We start from the raw sequence: 21388 nt of genomic DNA on the forward strand, positions 1-21388 counted from the left end.
GCTAGATCGCCCTAATGCGAGTTTCTTGACCCAGGTGCTGCAGGCCTGTCAGTTTTACCCCGCGTGCAACATGAATCGTGAGCTGCATTCCGCACAGGGGTGCGAGATCGAAACTTGAGCTGATATTGCCCGACGAGTATAAGAATATTCTGGTGAGGACCCGGCTCTTTCTCATTGGGCTCAGGTCGGCTTCAGGGCAGTGCAGGCGTAGGGTTTCGAGCCATGGTATGTCGGCTGCAGGGCGAAGATCTATGGGCTCAGGACTCAAGAGCTGAAAGTCGTGAAGGTTGCCGAGCTGGCTCAACGGTGAGAGATCGATTCCTGATCTGGCGTCGATGCCCAGCCATGAAATCGAATTCGACCAGCGGGTCAGTGTGCTGATGTCCGCGAGCGCCAGGCAGTTGCGTACAAAAATGTACCGTGGTGCTTTCAGGAACGCGATGCTGCTGAGATCGGTAAGATCGGGCGGGCCTTCAAGCTGCAGGTCATTCAGGGTACCTAATGCGGTGAGCTCGTCAATTTGCGCCTCCGACTCCGGGGCAACCGCCAGTGAGACCAGGTGCGGTAACGTTCCTAGTGAATGCAGATTGCTCGCCGGAGAGTAAAGATAGAATCTGCGAATACTGCGCCAATCGCGAAGCGGCGCTACGTCAAGCCTGGCGGGTTCGCTGAAGCCTGGAGCGATTGTGAGCCATTCGAGGCGAGTTTTTGCAAGAGGGGCCAGATTCGCGACACTGGAATTCCTGTACCACAGTTCGGGGAGTTCGGGCAGTTCAGCAAGAAATGCCAAGTCCCCGTCGCTGTGTTCCCCGAAGTCGCAGTGGAGATGCGAAAGCTGGCGAATGTGCTCTAGGCCGGCGAGGAAGCGCGGATCGTCGACATCGAGGGATCCAGGATAATTCTGGCCAGTGAGTGGAGCGTTGGCGAGAACCAGGCGGGCGTACTCTTCCGGGTCGAATTTTTCCCAGGCTCGGATTACTTCGTTGTGGACAATGCGTTCGGGGCGGGCGGCGAGGCGGCCGATCAGGGGGAGGGCTGCGGGGTCGCCGGTTTCGGCGGCGGCCCGGATGGTGGCTGCTACTTCGCGTGGGGTACTCGGGATGGTGCGAGCCAAGAGGTCGAGGGCTAGTTCGCCGGTGGCGGCGATGACGTGCGCAGTAGTCATGGACTTGGGCGGCAGGAGTTGGTTGCTGGCCTGGTCGATGTGTGCGCGGAGGGTTGGCGGGAGTTCGGGGGAGACCTCCAGGCATGCGATTGCGATCAGGAGGAGGGCGTCGCGGCGGCGTTGGGGAGACGTTTCGGCTCGGGTCAGGAGGGCGGTGAGGAGGCGTTCGCGTTCTGGGGCTGAGGCGTGACCTGCGGCCATCACGACGACTTCGCGCCACTGGTCGAGGTGGGCGTGGCTGATGAGGGTACCCCGGTCGTCGGCGTCGATGGCGGCTTTGGCGGCCAGGTACTCCTGGAAGGTGCGGTGGACGAAGTCGATGCGGCCGTGGACGGGTTCGCGGAGCAGGCCGGTGCGTTCGAGCAGGTGACGGAGTACGGCGGCGGGTTCGTGGTTGCCGCGCATGCCGGAGAGGCGGAGGGCGATCTGTTTCTCGACGGCTTCGGCGGGGGCGTCGGAGAGGCTGTTGCGGATCAGCCAGTACGCGACTTGTTGCAGGAGGAGCGAGCGTTCTGTGCGGGTGAGGGGGAGGGCCTGGATGTGGCGTTCCTTGTCGCGGCGTTCGAGGAGCATGTGGAGGGCGACCTCGTACAGCTCCATGCGGTTCTCGGGGAGTTGGCCACGACGGTCGCGGTGCAGGGCACACATCAGGGCGCACAGGAGCGGGTACCCGGCGAGGCGGCGGAGGTGGCTGCGGGTGTCGAGGGCGTGGAGCACGTCGGACTGGTACTGGTCGAGTTCGGCGGCCTGGTCGGGTATGCACGTGTCGCGCATAGCGGCGTGCCACCGTTCGACGAAGACCCGGACGTCCATCGGGGACATGGGTTCCAGGTCGGCGACGTCGAAGTCCTCGCGGTTGAGCCACTCCTCGGGTACGGCGGCTGGGCGGGACGTGACCACGTAGCGGGCCCGGGGGAAGGCCGCGACGAGGTCGGCGAGCCAGTTGCGGGCTTCGGTACGGCGTTCGGCCGGTAGCTCGTCGACGCCGTCGATGAGGACGATCGCGGTGCCGGAGCGCAGGTGCTGCTGGACCCAGCCGGGCGGCATCTCGGCGGCGATGTGCTGGTTGGACTCGGTGATGAACTGCTCGGGGGCCGGGAGCTGCTCGTTCGCGTAGCGGCGGAGCGGGATGACGAACGGGATGCTGTCGCGCCAGCCGTCGAGCTTGCCGGTGAACGAGTCGCGGGCGCTCTGCACGGCGATCCAGTGGAGCAGTGTGGTCTTGCCGATGCCGGCCTGGCCCCGGATGAAGAGGCGGTCGGAGCAGGCGAGGGCCTCGTCGACCCTGGCCAGCGTGGGGGTACCGGAGTCGGGCATGCCGTGGGGGAGGCCGTGCCGGTCGGGGCGGAGGCGGGCCAGGACGCGGCCGGAGAGGGTGAGGCTCAGGTATGCGACGGAGAGCGGGTACAAGCGGCTCTCGTCGTTGACGGTGGCACCGAAGAGCTCGATGCGGTCGAAGTGGTTGCCGGTGAGGTGCCGGTAGTCGGCTTCGAAGTCGCGAACACCACGCCGGATGGGCAGACGGGTCAGGGCCTCTTCGAGGTCGGCGAGGATCCGGGTTTCGCGGCGGAGTACTTCTTCGAGGGCCGCGGAGGTTGTGCCGGGCAGGGCGCGGACGGTTTCGACGAGATATGTGCAGGACTCGCGGAGGACGAGGTTGCAGAGGGCCGTGGCCGGTTCGCTGAGTACGGCGGAACTGGGGAGCGGTGCGAGTCCCTTGTAGAGGATCGTGGGATCGAAGTCGGCGTGGATGATGTGGAGGTCTGACCGGGCGAGAGTCTCGTGGGCCGATGCGAGGGCGGCCGTTCGCTCATGTTCGGGAAAACTGCCGAACTCGTGAGCCAGGAACGACTCCAGCTTGGCTGTGACCTGCTCGGCCAGCTGCTCCTGGAAGCGGCGGAACTGCCGTTGCTCGCGGGGTGTCCGCAGCCGGCTGGCCGCCTCGTCGATGACCTGGTGCGACAGCGTCTCGGTGAGCTTGCTGCCGCCCAGCCAGAGGCTGCAGGCGGTCTTCGCGATCGTGGTGCCCAGGACGAAGGCTGCTGTCCCCAGTGCCGTCATGGTGGGCAGGGTGCCAGGAGACCGTCAGGCAGGCCAGCCGTGTGACAACGTTGTGACTGGTGGCTTGCCTGCCGGTACAAAATTATGGTTCTAGCGGTTTTGGAATGTGCCGGTCCGGCGGTAGGCGAGATACATCTCCAGGGCCACGCCGGTCTGCTTCTGCAGGGGTGACGGCGGTGAGCCGGGGTCGTGGAAGGCCGCCTCGATGACCTCGCCGGGTTCGGGAGTGATCTCTCCGGACCAGGTGCGGACCTCGTAGAGCATCGCGAAGCAGTGCGTGAGGTCGCCGTTCGGGTATCGGACTGTGTGGACGGACGGGTCGGACAGGCAGCCGAACGGGACGAGGGCTTCCTCGGTGACCTGGATGCCGGTTTCCTCGGCGAGTTCTGTGACGGCGGTCGAGGCGAAGGTCGAGTTCTCCTCGCAGGAACCTGCTGGGATGTCCCACTCGCCGGTGTCTGCCCGGCGCTGGAACAGGATCCTGCCCTCGCCGTCGACCAGGACCACCTGCGCACCGGGCATCAGCACGAGCTGGTTGCCGACGTGCTGGCGCAGCTGCCAGAGATACGAACCGGTGTAACCCATCGTTCCCGCCGTCCTTCGCTAGTGGATCATGGTTGGGGTACAGGCTATGCCGGAGGGGCTTCGGCTGCCGCTGGCTCCGGGCGCGCACTAGGCTCTGGGGCAGGACTTCGGGAGGGTGACCATGCAGCGTTGGCGGGGGCTGAACTCGGCACCGGGCGGCTGGGGCCGGTCGGTCGTGACGATCGGCGTGTTCGACGGCGTGCACCGCGGGCACCAGGCCACCATCGGGCACGCGGTGAAGCGGGCCGCGGAGCTGGGTGTGCAGTCCGTCGTGGTCACGTTCGACCCGCATCCGAGCGAGGTGGTCAGGCCGGGCAGCCACCCGGCTGTGCTGACCGGGCCGGAACGCAAGGCCGAGCTGATCGAGGCGCTCGGCGTCGACGTGCTGTGCGTGATCCCGTTCACGACGGAGTTCAGCAGGCTGTCGCCCGAGACGTTCGTGCACGACGTGCTGGTGGAGCACCTGCACGCCGCGCTGGTGGTGGTCGGGGACAACTTCAGGTTCGGGCACCGCGCCGCCGGGGACATCGCCCTGCTGCGGACCCTGGGGAACACGTTCGGCTTCGCCGTGGAACCCGCGCCGCTGGTGAGCGAGGCCGGGACGGTCTTCAGTTCCACGTACATCCGGAGTCAGATCGACGCGGGCGAGGTCGCGGTGGCCGCGACGGCCCTCGGCCGGGCCCACAGCCTCGACGGCATCGTCGTGAAGGGCGACCAGCGCGGGCGGCACCTCGGATTCCCGACCGCGAACCTCGCGGTGAGCACGCCGCACGCCGCCGTCCCCGCCGACGGGGTGTACGCGGGGTGGATGCTCCGGGGCGACCAGCGGCTGATGGCGGCGATCAGCGTCGGGACGAACCCGACGTTCGCCGGGCGGGAGCGGCGGATCGAGGCGTACGTCCTCGACTTCGACGGTGACCTGTACGGCGAGCGGATCACTCTCGAGTTCCAGGTCCGGCTGCGGGAGATGCTGAAGTTCGACGGGCTCGACCCGCTGATCGCGCAGATCCAGGCAGACGTGGACGAAACACGCCGCATCCTGACTGTCTGAATACCTGTCGGAGGCTGCTGGTAACCTGTTCGGGTACGCCGGTTCTCGGCGTGGCCCCTGCGTGCCTGCACGACGCCGCGGGTGCGGGGCCCGGCGCTTTCCCGCCGACACCCCCAACCCGAACCTAGGGAGAACAATGGCGCTCGACGCAGCCGTCAAGACCCAGATCATGCAGGAGCACGCCACCGTCGAGGGTGACACCGGTTCGCCGGAGGTCCAGGTCGCGGTGCTGACGAAGCGGATCTCGGACCTGACCGAGCACCTCAAGAAGCACAAGCACGACCACCACTCGCGCCGTGGCCTGCTGCTGCTGGTCGGCCGCCGCCGCCGGCTGCTGAAGTACCTGGCGAAGTCGGACATCGCGCGCTACCGCGCGCTGATCGAGCGCCTCGGCCTGCGCCGATAGCTTGGAACCGGGGGAGTGGCCACACGGCCGCTCCCCCGTTCGCAAGAACGAGGTTCACCCAGACTCCCCGATCGTCCTGTTCTTCGGGGAACGAGCCGAACGTCCGGCCCGGTTCATGACAGGATGAAATGACCAGCGCCCCCAGTGGCGCGCGCAAGACCCAGAGCCCGAGTGAGGGGGCCACGCACCGGTCCTCGGTAGTGGTTGCCGGAGACAGCAGACGACTCCGGCGGCTTCGATCGAAGACCGGCCAGCGCGACGTTGCTCCCCCCAGGGCGTCCAACCTGACAGAGGAGCAGTTTTGACTGACACCACGCCCGAGGTCGTTCACCTCGGTACCCACAGCGCGACCGCGACGATCGACAACGGCTCGTTCGGCACGCGCGTCATCACGTTCTCGACCGGGCGGCTCGCCCGGCAGGCCGGTTCCTGCCTCGCCCAGCTCGGCGACACCGTCGTGCTGTCGGCCACCACGGCCAGCAAGGCCCCGAAGGAGCACTTCGACTTCTTCCCGCTCACCGTGGACGTCGAGGAGCGGATGTACGCGGCTGGCCGGATCCCCGGCTCGTTCTTCCGCCGCGAGGGCCGGCCGAGCGAGGACGCCGTCCTCACCTGCCGCCTGATCGACCGCCCGCTGCGCCCGAGCTTCGTCAAGGGCCTGCGTAACGAGGTCCAGGTCGTCGAGACCGTCCTCGCGCTCGACCCGGCGCACCCGTACGACGTCGTGGCCATGAACGCCGCCTCGCTGTCCACCAAGCTGGCCGGCCTGCCGTTCTCCGGCCCGGTCGGTTCGGTGCGCGTCGCGCACATCGACGGCCAGTGGGTGGCCTTCCCGACCCACGAGGAGACCGCGCGGGCCACGTTCGACATGATCGTCGCCGGCCGGGTCCTCGAGGACGGCGAGGTCGCGATCATGATGGTGGAGGCCGAGGCCACCGCCAACGTGATCACCCTGATCGCCGAGGGCGCGCCGAAGCCGGACGAGGCAGTGGTCGCCTCCGGCCTGGAGGCAGCCAAGCCCGCGATCCGAGAGCTGTGCCGGGCCCAGTCCGAGCTGGCCGCCGTCGCCTCCCGCCCGTCGGTGGAGTTCCCGCAGTTCCTGGACTACCAGGACGACGTGTTCGCCGCCGTCGAGGCCGCTGTGGCCGCCGAGGTCGGCCAGGCGCTGACCATCGCCGACAAGCAGGAGCGCGAGTCGGAGCTCGACCGTCTCAAGGACGTGACCTTCGAGAAGGTCACCGGCTTCGAGGGCCGCGAGAAGGAGATCGGCGCCGCCCTGCGGTCGCTGACCAAGAAGCTGGTCCGCCAGCGCGTGCTCCGCGACGAGATCCGGATCGACGGCCGTGGCCCGCGCGACATCCGGCCGCTGTCGGCCGAGGTCGGCGTGCTGCCCCGCGTGCACGGCTCGGCGCTGTTCGAGCGCGGCGAGACCCAGATCCTGGGTGTCACCACGCTGAACATGCTGCGGCTCGAGCAGTCCCTGGACACGCTCTCGCCGGAGAAGACCAAGCGGTACATGCACAACTACAACTTCCCGCCTTACTCGACCGGTGAGACCGGCCGGGTGGGCTCGCCCAAGCGCCGCGAGATCGGCCACGGCGCGCTGGCGGAGCGGGCGCTGCTGCCCGTGCTGCCGACCCGCGAGGAGTTCCCCTACGCGATCCGGCAGGTCTCCGAGGCGCTGGGTTCCAACGGCTCGACCTCGATGGGCTCGGTCTGCGCGTCCTCGCTCAGCCTGCTCTACTCGGGTGTCCCGCTGAAGGCCCCCGTCGGCGGTATCGCGATGGGCCTGATCTCGGACGAGGTCGACGGCAAGACGCAGTACATCACCCTGACGGACATCCTGGGCGCGGAGGACGCGTTCGGTGACATGGACTTCAAGGTCGCCGGTACGCGGGAGTTCGTCACCGCGCTCCAGCTCGACACCAAGCTGACGGGCATCCCGTCGGACGTGCTGGCTGGCGCGCTGTCCCAGGCGCACGACGCGCGGCACGCCATCCTCGACGTGATGGAAGACGCGATCGAGACCACGGGCGAGATGTCCGAGCACGCCCCGCGGGTCGTGAGCGTGAAGATCCCGACCGACAAGATCGGCGCGGTCATCGGCCCCAAGGGCCAGATGATCAACTCGATCACCGAGGAGACCGGCGCGGAGATCACCATCGAGGACGATGGCACGATCTACGTCGGCGCGACCAACGGCCCGGCCGCCGAGGCCGCCATCGCGAAGATCAACGCGATCGCGAACCCGACGCTGCCGAAGGTCGGCGACCGCTTCCTCGGCACCGTGGTGAAGACCGCCGCGTTCGGCGCCTTCATCTCGCTGACCCCCGGCCGCGACGGCCTGCTGCACATCTCCAAGGTGGGCGACGGCAAGCGCGTCGAGCGGGTCGAGGACTTCCTCAACGTCGGCGACAAGGTCGAGGTCCAGATCGCGGACATCGACAACCGCGGCAAGGTCTACCTGGACAAGGTCGGCGCCGACGGCGAGGTCATCCAGGTCGCCGACCGTGGCCCGCGCGAGGACCGCGCTCCGCGTGAGGGTGACGGCGGCGAGCGCCGCGACCGGGCGCCGCGTGGCGACCGTGAGCGCAGCGGTGAGGGTGACGGCGGCGAGCCGCGCCGTCGCCGGCAGCGCCGCGACTAGTACGCGCAGCTATCTGAGTTAGTAAGTCCAGCGGCCGGCCAGGGCAACCTTGGCCGGCCGCTGGCACGCTGCCCGCCGCACAGGCCGGGACCGGCCGCACCGCCACGGCGGCGGGCAGGCGGGCTGTGGCACCATGTACCAAACCTCACGATCGGCGGCGACGCGCCGGGCACAGTCCCCGGCTGGCGGAGCCGCGCACCAAGGCAGGCGGGAGCACAGGTGGCCGAGGCCGCGAGCAGGGCACGGACGACGACTCTGGCCGCAGATCCGCTGAACGGGACGGTGCGGCGCACGGTCCTCCCCGGCGGCCTCCGGGTGATCACCGAGGCGGTGCCCGCCATGCGGAGCGTGTCGATCGGGTTCTGGGTCGGGATCGGCTCGCGGGACGAGAGCCCGAGCCTGTCCGGCGCCTCGCACTTCCTGGAGCACCTGCTGTTCAAGGGTACGAAGCGGCGGAGCGCGCTGGACATCTCTTCGGAGATCGAGGCGGTGGGTGGCGAGACGAACGCGTTCACGGCCAAGGAGTACACCTGCTACTACGCGCGGGTGCTCGACGCGGACCTGCCGCTCGCGATCGACGTGCTGTGCGATGTCATCTCCTCTTCCGTCCTCGACGAGGCCGACGTGGAGACCGAGCGCGGCGTGATCCTCGAAGAGATCGCGATGCACGACGACGAGCCGGGCGACGAGGTGCACGACGCGTTCACGAAGGCGCTGTTCGGTGAGCATGCGCTGGGCCGGCTGATCTCCGGTACGACGGAGACGATCGCCGCGATGACGCGCAAGCAGATCGCCGGGTTCTACCACAAGCGGTACACGGCTCCGGAGATCGTGATCGCCGCGTCCGGGAGCCTGGACCACGCGGCTGTGGTCAAGCTGGTCCGGGCGGCGCTGAAGGACACGCATCTGCTGGGCGGGGACGCCCAGCCGGTACCGGAGCGGCCGCAGGGCAAGCTGGTGAAGACGCGTTCCGGGCAGCTGAGCGTGATCGACAAGGACACCGAGCAGGCGCATCTGGTGCTCGGGTGCACGTCGATGAACAGGTTCGACGAGCGGCGCTTCGCCCTCGGGGTACTGAACAATGTTCTGGGCGGCGGCATGTCGAGCCGGCTGTTCCAGCAGGTGCGTGAGCAGCGCGGCCTGGCGTATTCGGTGTATTCCTACACCACGCAGTACGCCGACGCCGGACTGTTCGCCGTCTATGCCGGCTGCACGCCGGGCAAGGCTGACGAGGTGCTGCGGATCGTCCAGGACGAGCTCGCCGAGGTCGCCGCGAACGGCATCACCGCAGCGGAACTGGCCCGGGGCAAGGGAATGCTCAAGGGCGGGTTCGTGCTCGGCCTGGAGGACACCGGTTCGCGGATGAGCCGCCTGGGCAAGGGGGAGCTGCTCTACGGCGAACTGCTCTCTGTGGACGAACTGCTCCAGCGGGTGGATGCTGTCACACTGGACGAAGTGTGCGCGATCGCCACGGAGCTTCTCAGCAGGCCCATGTCGCTCGCCGCGATCGGGCCGTTCGTTGGACATGATTTCTCGGGAGTTGTGAGGTCGTCATGACGGAGCTGGAGCCGCTGCCGGTCGGGGTGCTGGGGGCCAGGGGCCGGATGGGCACGGAGGTCTGCCGCGCGGTGAACGACGCGGAGGACCTTGAGCTGGTGGCGATGGTGGACACAGGTGACGGCCTGTTCAGCGTCACCGACGCTGGCGCGCGGGTGGTCGTGGACTTCACCAGTCCCGAGGTCGTCATGGACAACATCCACTGGTGTGTCGAGCAGGGCGTGAGCGTCGTGGTCGGCACGTCGGGCTTCACGCCGGAGCGGCTGCACCGGGTGGAGCACTGGCTGAAGCACAAGCCGGATGTCGGCGTGATCGTCGCGCCCAACTTCGCGATCGGCGCCGTGCTGATGATGGAGTTCGCGGCGAAGGCCGCGCCGTACTTCCCCTCGGTCGAGATCGTCGAGCTGCACCACCCGAACAAGGTGGACGCGCCCAGCGGCACGGCCCTGCACACCGCCGAGATGATCTCGAAGTCGCGTGAGGCGGCTGGCGTCGGAGTCTCCCCGGACGCGACGAAGCAGTCCCTCGACGGCGCGCGGGGTGCCGAGGTGGCCGGGGTGCGGGTGCACTCCGTGCGCTCGGCGGGCCTGATCGCCCACCAGGAGGTCCTGCTGGGCACGGGCGGCGAGACGCTCACGATCCGGCACGACTCGCTCGACCGGGTTTCCTTCATGCCGGGTGTGCTGCTCGCGGTCCGCGAGATCCTGCGGCGTCCAGGCCTGACTGTCGGCCTCGGCCCGCTGCTGGGCCTCTAAAACCTGTAAAACCCTTGTTTTGTACCTGCTGCGCGAAGCCCCGTCGTCTCCCAGAGACCCCGGGGCTTCGCTGCGAACGGCTACAGCGCTGTGTGCAGCCGCACCTGCGGTACCAGGATGTCGGCCATGTCGAGTGACCGGCGGGCCCCGTCGGCCTCCCAGCCCGCCGACGTGAGGAACTTCCTCGGCGCCGGTGCCTGGTCGAACACCCAGGCGAGCGCGGTCTCGTAGCCGTCGGTCCGCCACAGGTCCACGGCTGCTGAGAGCAGGCGGCTGCCGTGGCCGCGCCGGCCCCAGCGCGGCTCGACGAGCAGCTCGGTGAAGGCCCCGGCGCCCTCGGCCTTGTCCTCCTCCTCGGCCGGCCCGATCGCGGCGAAGCCGACCGTGGTCTCCGCTCCCGCCTCGGACTGCTCGACGGCGACGAGTACCCGGTGCCGTGGCGTGGGCGGCTCGGTGATCGCGGCCAGCCACTGGGCGGCCATCTGTTCCGCGTCGAGCCCGGCGAGGATCTCGCGGGGGATGAGCTTGCGGTACGCGAGCCGCCAGGTCTCCAGTTGAATCCGGGCGATCTCCCCGGCGTCACCCGCTCGTGCGGGACGTGCGAATCCAAGCGCCATGGTGGCAAAGCGTACGGTGGCCGTTTCGTACTCTGGACGCCGGCGGTTTGACTACACGGGGTGGTTCAGTGCTTACTCAACGTCGGATGCGCCTGCTGCTGCAGGTCCTTTTTGTCATAGTACTTTCGGGTTCGGTGTGGTATCTCGCGTCGCGGTTCGGCGGCCAGCACCACCTGTTCGACCTGCGGATCTACCGCAGCGCCACCGCGTACTGGCTCGGCGGCCACGACATCTACGACTACGCCCAGCCCGACGTGGTCAACGGCTGGCTCGGCTTCACGTATCCGCCGTTCGCCGCGCTGCTGCTGAGCCCGGCGGCTCTCCTGCCGTGGGGCTTCGTCAAGTGGTTCACGATCGGGAGCACACTGGCGGTCACGCTGCTCACCACGTACTGGATAACCAGGGACCTGGCCCAGCGGCGGCGCTGGCCGGTGTGGTTCACGGCCTGCGTCGGCACCGCCCTGCTCTTCGCCCTGGAACCCGTCCGGGAGAACATGAGCTTCGGCCAGATCAACATGTACCTGGTCGCCCTGATCCTCGGTGACCTCCTGGTCCTCGGCCGGCGCGGTTCGCGCTGGACCGGCGTCGGCGTCGGCATCGCCACCGCGATCAAGCTGACCCCGGGCATCTTCATCCTGTACCTGCTCGCGGCCCGCCGCTGGCGCGACGCCACAGTGGCCAGTGCCGCAGCCGCAGGGGCCACCCTGCTGGCCGCAGTGGCCGACTGGGACATCTCCTGGCGGTTCTACACCGCGACCCTCTGGGACACCGAACGCGTCGGCTTCCCCGACAACCCGGGCAACCAGGCGATCAACGGCATGGTCGCCCGGATCGACGACATGGTGCCGGTCAGCACCACCGGCCGCCTGACCTGGCTGGGCCTGGCGGTCCTCGTGGGCGGCTACGGGCTGTGGCGCGCGGTCCGCGCCCACCGGGCGGGCGACGAGCTGACCGCGATCACGCTGACCGGCCTCACCGGCGTCCTGATCAGCCCGGTCAGCTGGACGCACCACCTCTACTGGATCTTCCCGGCGATGGTGATCACCGCGGACGTCCTGCTGGACGGCCTGCCGAGGCGAGGAGAACGCGCCGCGTGGTGGGGCAGGCTGAGCCTGGTCAACGCCACGTACTGGGCCTTCACCATGTCCTTCGTCTGGTTCTTCCGGCGCAGCCCGGCCAACCACAGCCGCAACAACCTGCCGAGCGTCCTCGGTGAGAACGCCTTCGTGCTGTTGCTGTTGCTGCTGCTCGTGGCCACGCCGATCCGGCCGGGCGCGGACACTCCGCCATCCTCCCCAGAATCCTCCTCAGAGGACGTACCGGACGACGTCGATGCTGATCTCGTCACGTACCCAGACATCGGCCGCGCCGTCAGCCGTGAACCCGTACAGCTCGTAGAAACGTCGTGACGAGGCGTTGGCCGCAGCAACCCACAGCCGCACCGGCCTGCCTTCTCCGGTAGTGAGCCGGGCGACCGCTGCGTCCATCAGTGCCCGGCCGACGCCGTGGCCCTGCCGCTCGGGTGCGACGTAGATCGCGTAGATCTCGTCGTACCCGGGCTCCTTCCGGTCCGGCCCGAAAGTCGCCGTGCCGACGATCGCGTCGCCGGTGAGGGCGACCAGCGTGATCCGGCCTGGCGTGCCGAGCCCCCGGGTGTACGAGGCGATCCAGCTCTCCTCCGTCAGGGCGGCGAGCTGCTCGGCGGCGACGATGCCCTGATAGGCGTCCTGCCAGGTCCGGTGGTGCAGCCGGGCGGTGTCCCCGATGTCGGCAGCTGTCATGTCCCTGATCGTGAGCATCAGGCGGTCCCCCGTGTGGTTGTGGCGTGTTCTGGCGCGGTCTCGTGCGCTTCCCTTCGCCAGATTGTCAGACCCGGGAGCTACGCTGGCGAGCGTTATGAGCATCCCGGATTCCCTCTCGCTCGCCCAGGCCCGGCGGATCACCCTCGCCGCGCAGGGTTTCACCGATCCGCGCCCGGCAGTCGTCCCCGACGCCCGCCACGCCCGCCGCGTGATCCGGCGGCTCGGCCAGATCCAGATCGACTCGGTCAACATCCTGGCCAGGGCGCACTTCCTCCCGTTGTACTCGCGGCTGGGCCCTTATCCGCACGAGCTGCTGGGCAAGGTCTCCACCGGGAAGAAACGCGACCTCTTCGAGTACTGGGGGCACGAGGCCTCCCTGATCGACGTCCGGCTCCAGCCACACCTGCGCTGGCGGATGGCCGAGGCGCACACCAAGGCGTGGGGCGGCATGCGCCGGATCGCCGAGGAGAAGCCGGAGCTGGTCGCCTGGGTGCTGGCCGAGGTCGCGGCCAAGGGCCCGCTCACCTCCCGCGAGATCGAGCACGACGTTCCCAAGGCCCGAGGCTCCTGGTGGAACTGGAGCGAGGCCAAACGCGCACTGGAGTACCTGTTCTGGGCCGGCGAGGTCACGTCCAGCCACCGTAACGGCCAGTTCGAGCGGGTCTACGACCTGCCCTCGCGGTCACTGCCGTCCACTGTGGTGGACACGCCGGACCCGTCCGTCGAGGAGTCGTACAAGGCCCTGGTCGAGGTGGCGGCGCGCGCCCTGGGCGTGGCGGCAGAGCCCGAGCTGCGCGACTACTTCCGGCTGCCAGCTGGCGCGGCGCTGCCCGCCATCGAGGAACTGGTGGCCGAGGGCGTGCTCCGGCCGGTCACAGTGGAGGGCTGGAAGAAACCGGCCTGGCTGCACGCCGAGGCGAAGCTGCCCCGGTGGGTGAAGGCCAGCACCCTGGTCAGCCCCTTCGACCCGCTCGTCTGGGAGCGGGGCCGCACCGAGCGCCTGTTCGCCTTCCGGTACCGGCTGGAGATCTACACCCCGGCCGAGAAGCGCGTCCACGGCTACTACGTGCTGCCCTTCCTGCACGGCGACCGGCTGGCCGCCCGCGTCGACCTGAAGGCCGACCGTGCCGCCGGCGTCCTCCGCGTCCCGGCCGCCTGGCTGGAGCCGGGCAGCGACGCCGAGGAGACGGCCACGGCTCTGGCGGCAGAGCTGCACCGGATGGCCAGCTGGCTGGGCCTGCCCGAAGTAGCCTTCCCCGATCGCGGCGACCTGGCCGCAGAGCTGACCAAAGCCCTCATCTGACACCGAAGCCAACACTGACAGCGGGGAAGAGAACGTGACGATCACCAACCAGAAGGTGCTGGACCACGAGTTCCTGAAGCAGTTGTCCGGCGACGACTACTTCCCCGGGCACCTGCTCGACGAGGGCCGGGAGATCCTCCAGCGCCTCTGCGCGCGGATCGAGGCCGGCAAGCCCGCCAGCCTCGAAGCGCTCTACGCCCTCACGCACGCGGCCACCGACGAGTTCAACGATCTCGACGAGGAGCTCCACGACGCGGGCAGCGAGATCGAGACCATCGCCCGCGAGGTGATCGCCGACGACTTCTGGTTCATCGCCAAGACCTACGGCTTCGACAACGCCGACATAGAACAACTCATCATGAACCGAGACTGGTAACTGTCTCTTGACCTTGATCTAAGGCGCGGTGGCCCGCTGAGGGCGGATCTGGCAAGCAGAACGGCTTCCCTCGTACCGGTGTTGTACGTGGGAAGCCGTTCTGCGCAGTCCAGATTCGTCCTCAGCGGGTCGGCACAAACAGGATGGAGGTTTCGTCTCTTAGGGTCTGCTCGTTGTGGCTGTACTGGAGCCCGACCGTCCCCGTCTCGTTCTCGATGCCCACTGTGGAGCCTCCGCCCTGCTCGGTCGCCCGCGCGTCGAGGTACTGGTAGCCGACGAGCACGTCGCCGTTCGGGTGGAGGGTCACCGAGAAGTTGATCCGGTGTGAGCGGTAGCCGTAGATGTAGGCGTTGCGCCATTCCACGGTGAAGGCCGAGGCTGAGGACGTGGTGAGCACCGCTGACGCCGTGTCCAGCCCGAGGTCCCGCCAGAAGGGGTAGACGGCGGCGTTCGGGGCGGTGGCTGCCGGGAGCGGCACGTTGCCCGGTGCCGTGGCCGCCGTACCGGGGCCGAAGGACAGCACACCGTTGGTGTCCACTGTGGCCGTCGTGTAGGCCTGCCCGTAGAACGGGAAAGTGAACGGCAGGCTCACCGCCTGGGTCCGGTCATCGCCCGTCAGCCCGGTCACGGTGCTCCCGGCCACGAACGGCCGGGTGGCGTCGTGGCACGTGTACCCGAAGCCGTCCCGCAACGCCGTCACCGCGATGTCCGCGACCTCCGCCCCGTCCACGATCACCGAGGCCGTGGCGGGTACGACACACCGGCCGAGGCCGAGCGAGGCGGTCACGCCGTACGTCCCGGCGGCCCCGATCCCCGTGAAGCTGTAGTCACCGGTGGCGCTCGCCGTGGTGGTCTGCCCGCCGGGAGTCAGCGTGACCAGGGCTCCGGCCAGCGGTACGCCTCCGGCGAGCACCCGGCCGCTGATCGACAGCGGGGACGTGATGGCCGTGTAGGCAGCCGTGTAGGTACCCGCCCCCGAGGCAGTGATCACGTGCGTCTGGGCCCCGCCGTCCGACCACGAGCCGAACGCGTGGCCGGCCTGCGGCGTGGGTGCGCTGATCGAGTTGGCCGAGCCCTGGATCACCGTCCGGGTGAAGGGTGTGGCCTGCGTCTTCGAGCCGACGGTGAGCTGGAGCCCCGCCGGGCTGGTGGCGAAGGTCAGGTTGACGGTTCTCGGGTCGAGCCGGACCGAGGCCGCGGAGCTGAGCCCGGCCGAGTCCGTGGCGGTCAGCTTCAGTTCGAGGTGCGAGGGGTACTCGTGGTCCGGTGCCGTGAACGACCCGCCCGTCCCGGTGAACTCCTGGAGGAAGTGGCTGTGGCAGTCCGTCGCGTCGTAGCAGTGGTGCAGGATGAGCTGCCAGGCGAGCCTGCTGGCCGGCACGGTGCCGTCCTGGGTGTCGGTGCCGTGCCCGGTGAACGAGATCGTGTCGCCGACCTTCCACAACAGACCCGGCGCCGGGGTGTCGATCACGGCGACCGGCGGTGACTCGCCGGGACTGATCGTCTTCGTGGTGCTGGCCGAGACCCCAGCCGAGTCGGTGACGGTGAGCTTGGCAGTCCGGGTCCCCGGGGTGGTGTAGGTGAACGTGGCCGTCCGGCCGGTGGCGTCCACGGTCCCGTTGTTGTCGAAGTCCCACTTGTAGGTGAGGATCTCGCCTGGGTCGGGGTCGGTGGTCGGCGCGCCGTCGAAGGCCACGGTCAGCGGTGCCGGGCCGGCGCTCGGGGTGGCGGTGAAGGCCGGCACTGGCGGCTGGTTGCTGGGGAAGTACCGGATCCGGCGGATCGTCCCGCCCGGCAGGTCGGCGTAGTACAGGTCGCCGCCGGGGCCGGCCTCCAGGTCGACAACGCCGCTCGCCCCGGCAACGAAAGTCTTGATCTTCGTCGGGTCCGGCAGGCCGTTGGCCCCGGTCTGCATGGCCCAGATGCAGCCCCGGTTGTAGTCGGAGAAGAACAGGGCGTTGTTGTACTCCGCCGGATACTCCCCGGCCGCCGGGTAGAACGCGATCCCCGTGACCGACGAGCCACCCGAAGGGCAGCTCTCCCCGGCCACTACCTTGCTGCCGTGGTTGTAGGCGTAGTAAGGGCTGGTCACGCCGCCGGCCGTGTACAGGCTCTCGCACAGGGTCAGGTTGGCCCCGTCGTAGCCGCTGTGCCGCCCGGCGCCCTCGTGGCACGGCCAGCCGAAGTTGGCGGCCGTGGCCGGGCTGGTCACCCGGTTGATCTCCTCCCAGGTGCTCCAGCCGACGTCACCGGCCCAGATCTCGCCGGTCCCCGGCCGGAAACTCATCCGGAACGGGTTGCGCAGGCCGTAGGAGACGATCCGGCGCGCGTTGGCGTCGGTACTGGCGAAATAGGGGTTTCCCGCGACACCGGCCCCGGTGGCCGGGTCGATCCGGATGATGGTGCCGTCCAGGCCGGCCGGGTCGGCGGTGGTCCGGACGTCCTGGGAGCGCAGCGCCCCGCCCTCGGCCGACGGCGGGGCCGGTGCAGCCCCGCCGGGATCGCCGCACGGGTTGACCGGGCTGCCGTCCTGGCCGTAGTCGGTCCAGTTGAAGCTGGCGCCATCCCCGGCCGAGGCATACAGGTACCCGTCCGGCCCGAAGGCCAGGTCGCCGACCGAGTGGCTCGGGTACTGCTGGCACCAGTCGGTGACCAGCACCTCCTCAGGGCCGGTCTGGTGGTTGCCGGCAGCCTTGAGCCGGGACAGCCTGCCGGTGACCACGCAGCCGTCCGCCGTGTCGCCCGGCGGGCTGGGGCAGGTGTCACCCCAGGTCGGCGCGCTCCCACCCGGCTTCGCGTCGTACGTGTAGAGCACGTAGACGTACGGGCTGGCCGGGAAGTCCGGCGGCAGGGCCAGGCCGAGCAGCCCCCGGTCCCAGAAGCTGTTCACCTGAGCCGACAGGTCCGCGAACGTGTCCGGAGCCTGGTCTGTCAGGGAATCGAAAACTTTCACCACGCCGTTCTTCTGCGCCACGAAAATACGCCCGTCGGGCGCGAATTCCATATTCGTGGGCTGGTTCAGTCCAGAGAAGACAATCTGCTCCGCGAACCCGGTCGGCAGCGTGGCGGCCTGGGAAGAGCCGCTGGTCACGGGCACGAGCAGGGCTGCGGCCAGCACTGTGGATCCGAGGACCCGGCGCAGTTTCATGCCAGCGATTGTAGGAACAACTGCGAATATTTCCATTGTCCGATGCCCGACGTGACCCTTTACTTGACTGCCGCCACGATCAGGGGGAGATCCGCGAAACCGCCCATTCGCCGATCATCGGAACCGGGCGGCGCGCGGTTGTCCACAGCCCCAGGCGGTTCGGGTTCCGCCGCTGGACGGGCGTTGTACCGTGGTGGCATGCACGCACACCCGCACCCGGCACCCCCGCAGCCCGGCTGGTTCACCCGGACAACGCTGCGTGTCGTCGACAAGCCGTGGGTGGTCCCGCTGGCTGCCGTGGCCTGCGCGGGCGCCGTGGCCACGTACGCGATCGCCGTCGACCCCACCCAGGCCGACGCCGGGGCGACGCCGAGCTGTGCGCTGAAGGCCCTCACCGGCTTCGACTGCCCGGGCTGCGGCGGCACCCGCGCCCTGTGGTACCTGCTGCACGGCAACATTCCCGAGGCCGGCCGGCACCACTTCCTCGCGGTGTTCGCCGTCCCGTTCCTCGTGTACTTCTTCGTCACCTGGTCGTGGAACAGGATGTTCGGGACCAAGCTCCCGTCCTTCACGATCAGCCCCAAGGCGATCGCGATCTTCCTCGCGGCCTGGGGCGTGTTCTCGGTGCTCCGCAATCTCCCGTGGGCCCCGTTCACAGCCTTCTACGTCTGACCCCGGCTGACGACGAAGCCCCCAGGCCGAGCTGGCCTGGGGGCTTCGTGCTGTTTCAGTCAGCTCACGTCCGGCGGAACAGCACCGAGATCGTGTCCCTCAGCACCGTCTGCTGGAACGAGTACTGCAGTGCCACCGTCCCGTCGGAGTTCTCGATGCCCACAGTGGACGACCCGCCCTGCTCGCTGGCCCGCGCGTCCAGGTACTGGTAGTTGAACCGGATGTCGCCGTTCGGCGAGAGGATCACCGCGAAGTTCAGCCGGTAGGACTTGTAGCCGTAGATGTGGACGTTGTTCCAGTCGATGACGAAGTTCCCGCCCGACATGCCCGTCCGCAGGCTCGACGCCGTGTCCATCTTCAGGTCGGCCCAGAACGGGTAGATCCCGTTGTTCGGGTTGGCGGCCGAGGGGATCGCCCCGCGCTGGATCACGGCGGACGGCATCGAGGTGAAGGACAGCATGCCGTTCGTGTCGACCCAGGCGCTGGTGTGGTTCTGGCCGTAGAACGGGAAGCTGAACGGCAGGCTGATCTGCGTCGTCGCGTCGTCACCGGTCAGCCCGGTCACGGTCGTGCCGGGGATGTAGGCGCTGGCCGTGGAGTCCACGCAGCTGTACCCGGCCGAGTCCGTGAGCCCGCTCAGCGGCAGGTTCAGCGTCGTCGGCCCGCCCACGGTCACCGAGGCGGTGTGCGGTACGACGCACCGGCCGAGGCCGAGCGCCGCCGTCACGCCGTAGTTCCCGGGTGTCACGTCCGAGAACGAGTAGGCCCCGGTCGCCGACGTCGTCGTGGTCCGGTTACCCGGGGTCAGGGTCACCGTCGCGCCAGGCAGCGGCCGCCCGCCGATCGTCGCGATGCCCGACAGCCCGGCCGCCGTACTGCCAGCCACGTACGTCGCCGTGTACGTCTTGTCCACAGTGGAGTTGACGACATGTGTCTGCGCGCCGCCATCCGACCAGCTCTGGAACGTGTACGTCACCCCGTTGACCACCTGGGGGCTCGGCGCGCTGATCGTGTTGGCCGAGCCCGCGATCACCGTCTGGCTGAACGGCGCGGCGTCCGTGCCGTACGGCGTCGTCAGGGTCAGGCCCGGCTGGTTCGCCGCGAAGCTCAACTTGGCTGTCTTCGGCTGCAACGCCACCGAGGTCTTGGCGGTCCGGCCGCCGGAGTCGGTGGCGGTCAGTTCCAGTTCCAGGTGGGACGGGTAGTCGTGGTCGGGAGCCGAGAACGAGCCGCCCGCCACGCCGTTCCAGGTCTGCATCGAGTGGGTGTGGCAGCTCGTGTCGTCGACGCAGTGCTCCAGCTTGAGTTCCCACTTGAGCGCGCTGGCGGGCAGTGCGCCCTCGTGCGGGCTGTTCGCGCCGCCGCCGAACGTGATCTGGTCATCAACGGCCCAGGTCAGGGAGGCCGCTGGGCTGGTGATCGCCGGGACGGGAGCCCCGACGCCGACCGAGATCGGCACCAGCGTGCTGTTCGACTGGCCCTGCGAGTCGGTCACGGTCAGCTTCGCGTTGAAAGTGCCGTTACTCGTGTACGTGAAGCTGGCCTGCTGCGTGGTCGCGTCGACAGTGCCGTCGTTCTGGAAGTCCCAGGCGTAGCTGAGGGCGTCGCCAGCGTCCGGGTCACTCGACTCCGCGCCGCTGAACTGCACGGTCAGCGGGGCCGTGCCGGCGGTGGGGGTGCCACTCGCCTTGGCCTGCGGGGGCTGGTTGCCGGCGAAGTACTTGATCCGCCGGACCGTGCCGCCGGTGATGTCGGTGTAGTACAGCTCGCCGTCCGGGCCGATCGCCAGGTCGGTCGGGCTGGAGGCGCCGCCGTCGAACAGCTCCACCTTGGTGCGGTCCGGCACGCCGTCCGCCCCGGGCAGCATCGCCCAGATGCAGTTGCGGGCGTAGTCGGCGAAGAACAAGCTTTTCTTGTACCTGGCGGGGTAAGGCCCGTTCTCCGGCGCGAACGCGAGCCCGGTCGGCGAGGAGCCGTCGATCGCGCAGCCGTCACCGGCGGCGACCGCGTCCGCGTGGTGGTAGGCGAAGTGCGGGGCGGACGTCAGGTTCGGGTCGGCGTAGAGCGTCTCGCACAGGCTGAGCCCGGCAGCCCGGTAGCCGCCCTGCTTGCGCTGCCCGCCGTTGTCGCCCTCGTAACACGGCCAGCCGAAGTTCTGCGGGGTGGCCGCCAGCGGGTTGACCACCCGGTTGATCTCCTCGAACGTCCGCCAGCCGACGTCGCCGGCCCAGATCTCCGAGGTACCGGGCCGGAAGGCCAGCCGGTAGGGGTTGCGCAGCCCGTAGGCCACGATCCGCTTGGTGTTCTCGTCCTGCCCGGTCGCGTACCAGGGGTTGGTGGGCAGCGGGGCCGCCGTGTTCGGGTCGATCCGGATGATCGTGCCGTCGAGCGAGGTGTGCGTGCGCCCGGCCACCCGCGGCGACTGGCTGCGCAGCGCGCCACCGGCGGCGTTCGGCGGGGTCTGCTCGCCGCCGACCCCGGTCGGGTAGTCGCCGCACGGGTTCTTCGCCGGGTACCCGGCCTGGCCGTAGTCCACCCACGTCGGGCTGGCCCCGTCGCCGCCGGACACGTACAGCGCGCCGTCCGGTCCGAACTCGACGCTGCCGACCGAGTGCGTGAAGAACTGCTGGCACCAGTCGTTGAGCAGCACCTGCTCGGTACCGGTCATGTGGTTGCCGCTCGCCTGGAGCCGGGACAGCCTGCCGCTGATCACGCATCCGTCCTTGGTACCCGGCGGGTTGGCGCAGCCGTCGCCCCAGGTCGGGGCGGTGCCGCCGATCGGAGCGTCGAAGGAGTACAGCACGTACACGTACGGGTTCGCCGGGAAGTTCGGCGGCAGGGCCATGCCGAGCAGGCCACGGTCGGTGTAGTCGTGCGTGTTCGTCGACAGGTCGGCGAATACGTCGGGTGCCGTGTCGGTCAGCGAGTCGAATACTTTGATGACTCCGCCCTTTTCGGCCACGAATATCCGGCCGTCGGGCGAGAAGACGAGATTAGTGGGCTTGTTGAGCCCGCTGAAGACGATTTGCTCCTGGAACCCGGCCGGCAGAGTTGCGGCTTGACCAGGCGTTGCGTCAACCGGTAAACCGATAATGGCGGTGAGTGCACCCAGGAGGGAGACGGTCGCCAGGAAAGCCCGACGTGGCATCGACATAACTTCCGATGCTACGAGCCTGTAGGTACAACAAGAAACCCGTGTCAATAAAGCTACACCGGCTGCCGGAAAGTCTAGTAGAACGGCCG

15 protein-coding genes are annotated in these 21388 nt (G+C 68.7%); 9 read left to right on the top strand and 6 right to left on the bottom strand.

All coding sequences use genetic code 11. The features are described 5' to 3' along the window. Nucleotide 1: 1 nt before the first annotated feature. Nucleotides 2-3226 (bottom strand): NACHT domain-containing protein, encoded by a 3225-nt coding sequence (locus tag A3G1_RS0131895; RefSeq protein ID WP_018353564.1) that lies wholly within the window; start codon nt 3224-3226, stop codon nt 2-4. A 90-nt stretch (nt 3227-3316) separates the two neighbouring features. Beyond that, a complete protein-coding gene (locus A3G1_RS0131900) occupies nt 3317-3811 on the bottom strand; it encodes an NUDIX domain-containing protein (protein WP_018353565.1) in 495 nt (164 codons plus the stop codon). Nucleotides 3812-3932: 121 nt separating this feature from the next. On the opposite strand from A3G1_RS0131900, the gene A3G1_RS0131905 reads away from it, so the two are divergent. The 5 genes from A3G1_RS0131905 (at nt 3933) to dapB (ending at nt 10227) form a co-directional block, all read left to right on the top strand. Then, a complete protein-coding gene (locus A3G1_RS0131905; protein WP_018353566.1) occupies nt 3933-4862 on the top strand; it encodes a bifunctional riboflavin kinase/FAD synthetase in 930 nt (309 codons plus the stop codon). Between the two features lie 136 nt (nt 4863-4998). Beyond that, entirely contained in the window at nt 4999-5268 is a 270-nt protein-coding gene (gene rpsO / locus A3G1_RS0131910) for a 30S ribosomal protein S15 (RefSeq protein ID WP_018353567.1), read from the top strand. A gap of 301 nt (nt 5269-5569) precedes the next feature. After that, nucleotides 5570-7915: a polyribonucleotide nucleotidyltransferase gene (locus A3G1_RS0131915; RefSeq protein ID WP_018353568.1), complete on the top strand. Its 2346-nt coding sequence runs from the start codon at nt 5570-5572 to the stop codon at nt 7913-7915. 219 nt (nt 7916-8134) lie between these two features. Next, complete coding sequence (locus A3G1_RS0131920) at nt 8135-9472, top strand: M16 family metallopeptidase (RefSeq protein ID WP_018353569.1); 1338 nt, start codon at nt 8135-8137, stop codon at nt 9470-9472. Continuing rightward, complete coding sequence (dapB, locus tag A3G1_RS0131925) at nt 9469-10227, top strand: 4-hydroxy-tetrahydrodipicolinate reductase (RefSeq protein ID WP_018353570.1); 759 nt, start codon at nt 9469-9471, stop codon at nt 10225-10227. The genes A3G1_RS0131920 and dapB overlap by 4 nt, the downstream gene beginning before the upstream one ends. Before the next feature lie 80 nt (nt 10228-10307). Here dapB and A3G1_RS0131930 read toward each other — a convergent pair whose 3' ends face one another. Continuing rightward, nucleotides 10308-10844, bottom strand: coding sequence for a GNAT family N-acetyltransferase (locus A3G1_RS0131930; protein WP_018353571.1), 537 nt, complete (start codon nt 10842-10844; stop codon nt 10308-10310). 134 nt (nt 10845-10978) lie between these two features. On the opposite strand from A3G1_RS0131930, the gene A3G1_RS37840 reads away from it, so the two are divergent. Beyond that, nucleotides 10979-12253 carry a glycosyltransferase family 87 protein gene (locus A3G1_RS37840; RefSeq protein ID WP_051110733.1) on the top strand — a complete coding sequence of 425 codons (1275 nt, stop codon included), beginning with the start codon at nt 10979-10981 and terminating at the stop codon, nt 12251-12253. Here the strand turns inward: A3G1_RS37840 and A3G1_RS37845 are convergent. Then, nucleotides 12152-12625, bottom strand: coding sequence for a GNAT family N-acetyltransferase (locus tag A3G1_RS37845; RefSeq protein ID WP_157641551.1), 474 nt, complete (start codon nt 12623-12625; stop codon nt 12152-12154). The genes A3G1_RS37840 and A3G1_RS37845 overlap by 102 nt on opposite strands. A gap of 115 nt (nt 12626-12740) precedes the next feature. Here A3G1_RS37845 and A3G1_RS0131945 point away from each other — a divergent pair, with 115 nt between their 5' ends. Both A3G1_RS0131945 and A3G1_RS0131950 read left to right on the top strand, forming a co-directional pair. Beyond that, nucleotides 12741-13949, top strand: a complete 1209-nt coding sequence (locus tag A3G1_RS0131945; protein WP_018353574.1) for a winged helix-turn-helix domain-containing protein — start codon at nt 12741-12743, stop codon at nt 13947-13949. Between the two features lie 34 nt (nt 13950-13983). Then, nucleotides 13984-14325: a DUF5713 family protein gene (locus A3G1_RS0131950; RefSeq protein ID WP_018353575.1), complete on the top strand. Its 342-nt coding sequence runs from the start codon at nt 13984-13986 to the stop codon at nt 14323-14325. Between the two features lie 121 nt (nt 14326-14446). On the opposite strand, the gene A3G1_RS37850 is transcribed toward A3G1_RS0131950, so the two are convergent. After that, entirely contained in the window at nt 14447-17473 is a 3027-nt protein-coding gene (locus A3G1_RS37850; protein ID WP_018353576.1) for a PQQ-dependent sugar dehydrogenase, read from the bottom strand. A 198-nt stretch (nt 17474-17671) separates the two neighbouring features. On the opposite strand from A3G1_RS37850, the gene A3G1_RS0131960 reads away from it, so the two are divergent. Next, the gene (locus tag A3G1_RS0131960; RefSeq protein ID WP_018353577.1) at nt 17672-18145 is read left to right on the top strand and encodes a DUF2752 domain-containing protein; all 474 of its coding nucleotides are present in this window, start codon (nt 17672-17674) and stop codon (nt 18143-18145) included. 64 nt (nt 18146-18209) lie between these two features. On the opposite strand, the gene A3G1_RS37855 is transcribed toward A3G1_RS0131960, so the two are convergent. After that, nucleotides 18210-21299 (bottom strand): PQQ-dependent sugar dehydrogenase, encoded by a 3090-nt coding sequence (locus A3G1_RS37855; RefSeq protein WP_425411418.1) that lies wholly within the window; start codon nt 21297-21299, stop codon nt 18210-18212. Nucleotides 21300-21388: the final 89 nt, after the last annotated feature.

The organism is Longispora albida DSM 44784, from assembly GCF_000379825.1.
GTDB lineage: Bacteria > Actinomycetota > Actinomycetes > Mycobacteriales > Micromonosporaceae > Longispora > Longispora albida.

Coding starts and splice junctions, on each gene's coding strand:
- A3G1_RS0131930 (WP_018353571.1), bottom strand. CDS start 10,844: ATGGCGCTTGGATTCGCACGTCCCGCACGAGCGGGTGACGCCGGGGAG.
- A3G1_RS37850 (WP_018353576.1), bottom strand. CDS start 17,473: ATGAAACTGCGCCGGGTCCTCGGATCCACAGTGCTGGCCGCAGCCCTG.
- A3G1_RS0131945 (WP_018353574.1), top strand. CDS start 12,741: ATGAGCATCCCGGATTCCCTCTCGCTCGCCCAGGCCCGGCGGATCACC.
- rpsO (WP_018353567.1), top strand. CDS start 4,999: ATGGCGCTCGACGCAGCCGTCAAGACCCAGATCATGCAGGAGCACGCC.
- A3G1_RS0131900 (WP_018353565.1), bottom strand. CDS start 3,811: ATGGGTTACACCGGTTCGTATCTCTGGCAGCTGCGCCAGCACGTCGGC.
- A3G1_RS37845 (WP_157641551.1), bottom strand. CDS start 12,625: ATGACAGCTGCCGACATCGGGGACACCGCCCGGCTGCACCACCGGACC.
- A3G1_RS0131895 (WP_018353564.1), bottom strand. CDS start 3,226: ATGACGGCACTGGGGACAGCAGCCTTCGTCCTGGGCACCACGATCGCG.
- dapB (WP_018353570.1), top strand. CDS start 9,469: ATGACGGAGCTGGAGCCGCTGCCGGTCGGGGTGCTGGGGGCCAGGGGC.
- A3G1_RS0131905 (WP_018353566.1), top strand. CDS start 3,933: ATGCAGCGTTGGCGGGGGCTGAACTCGGCACCGGGCGGCTGGGGCCGG.
- A3G1_RS0131960 (WP_018353577.1), top strand. CDS start 17,672: ATGCACGCACACCCGCACCCGGCACCCCCGCAGCCCGGCTGGTTCACC.
- A3G1_RS37855 (WP_425411418.1), bottom strand. CDS start 21,299: ATGTCGATGCCACGTCGGGCTTTCCTGGCGACCGTCTCCCTCCTGGGT.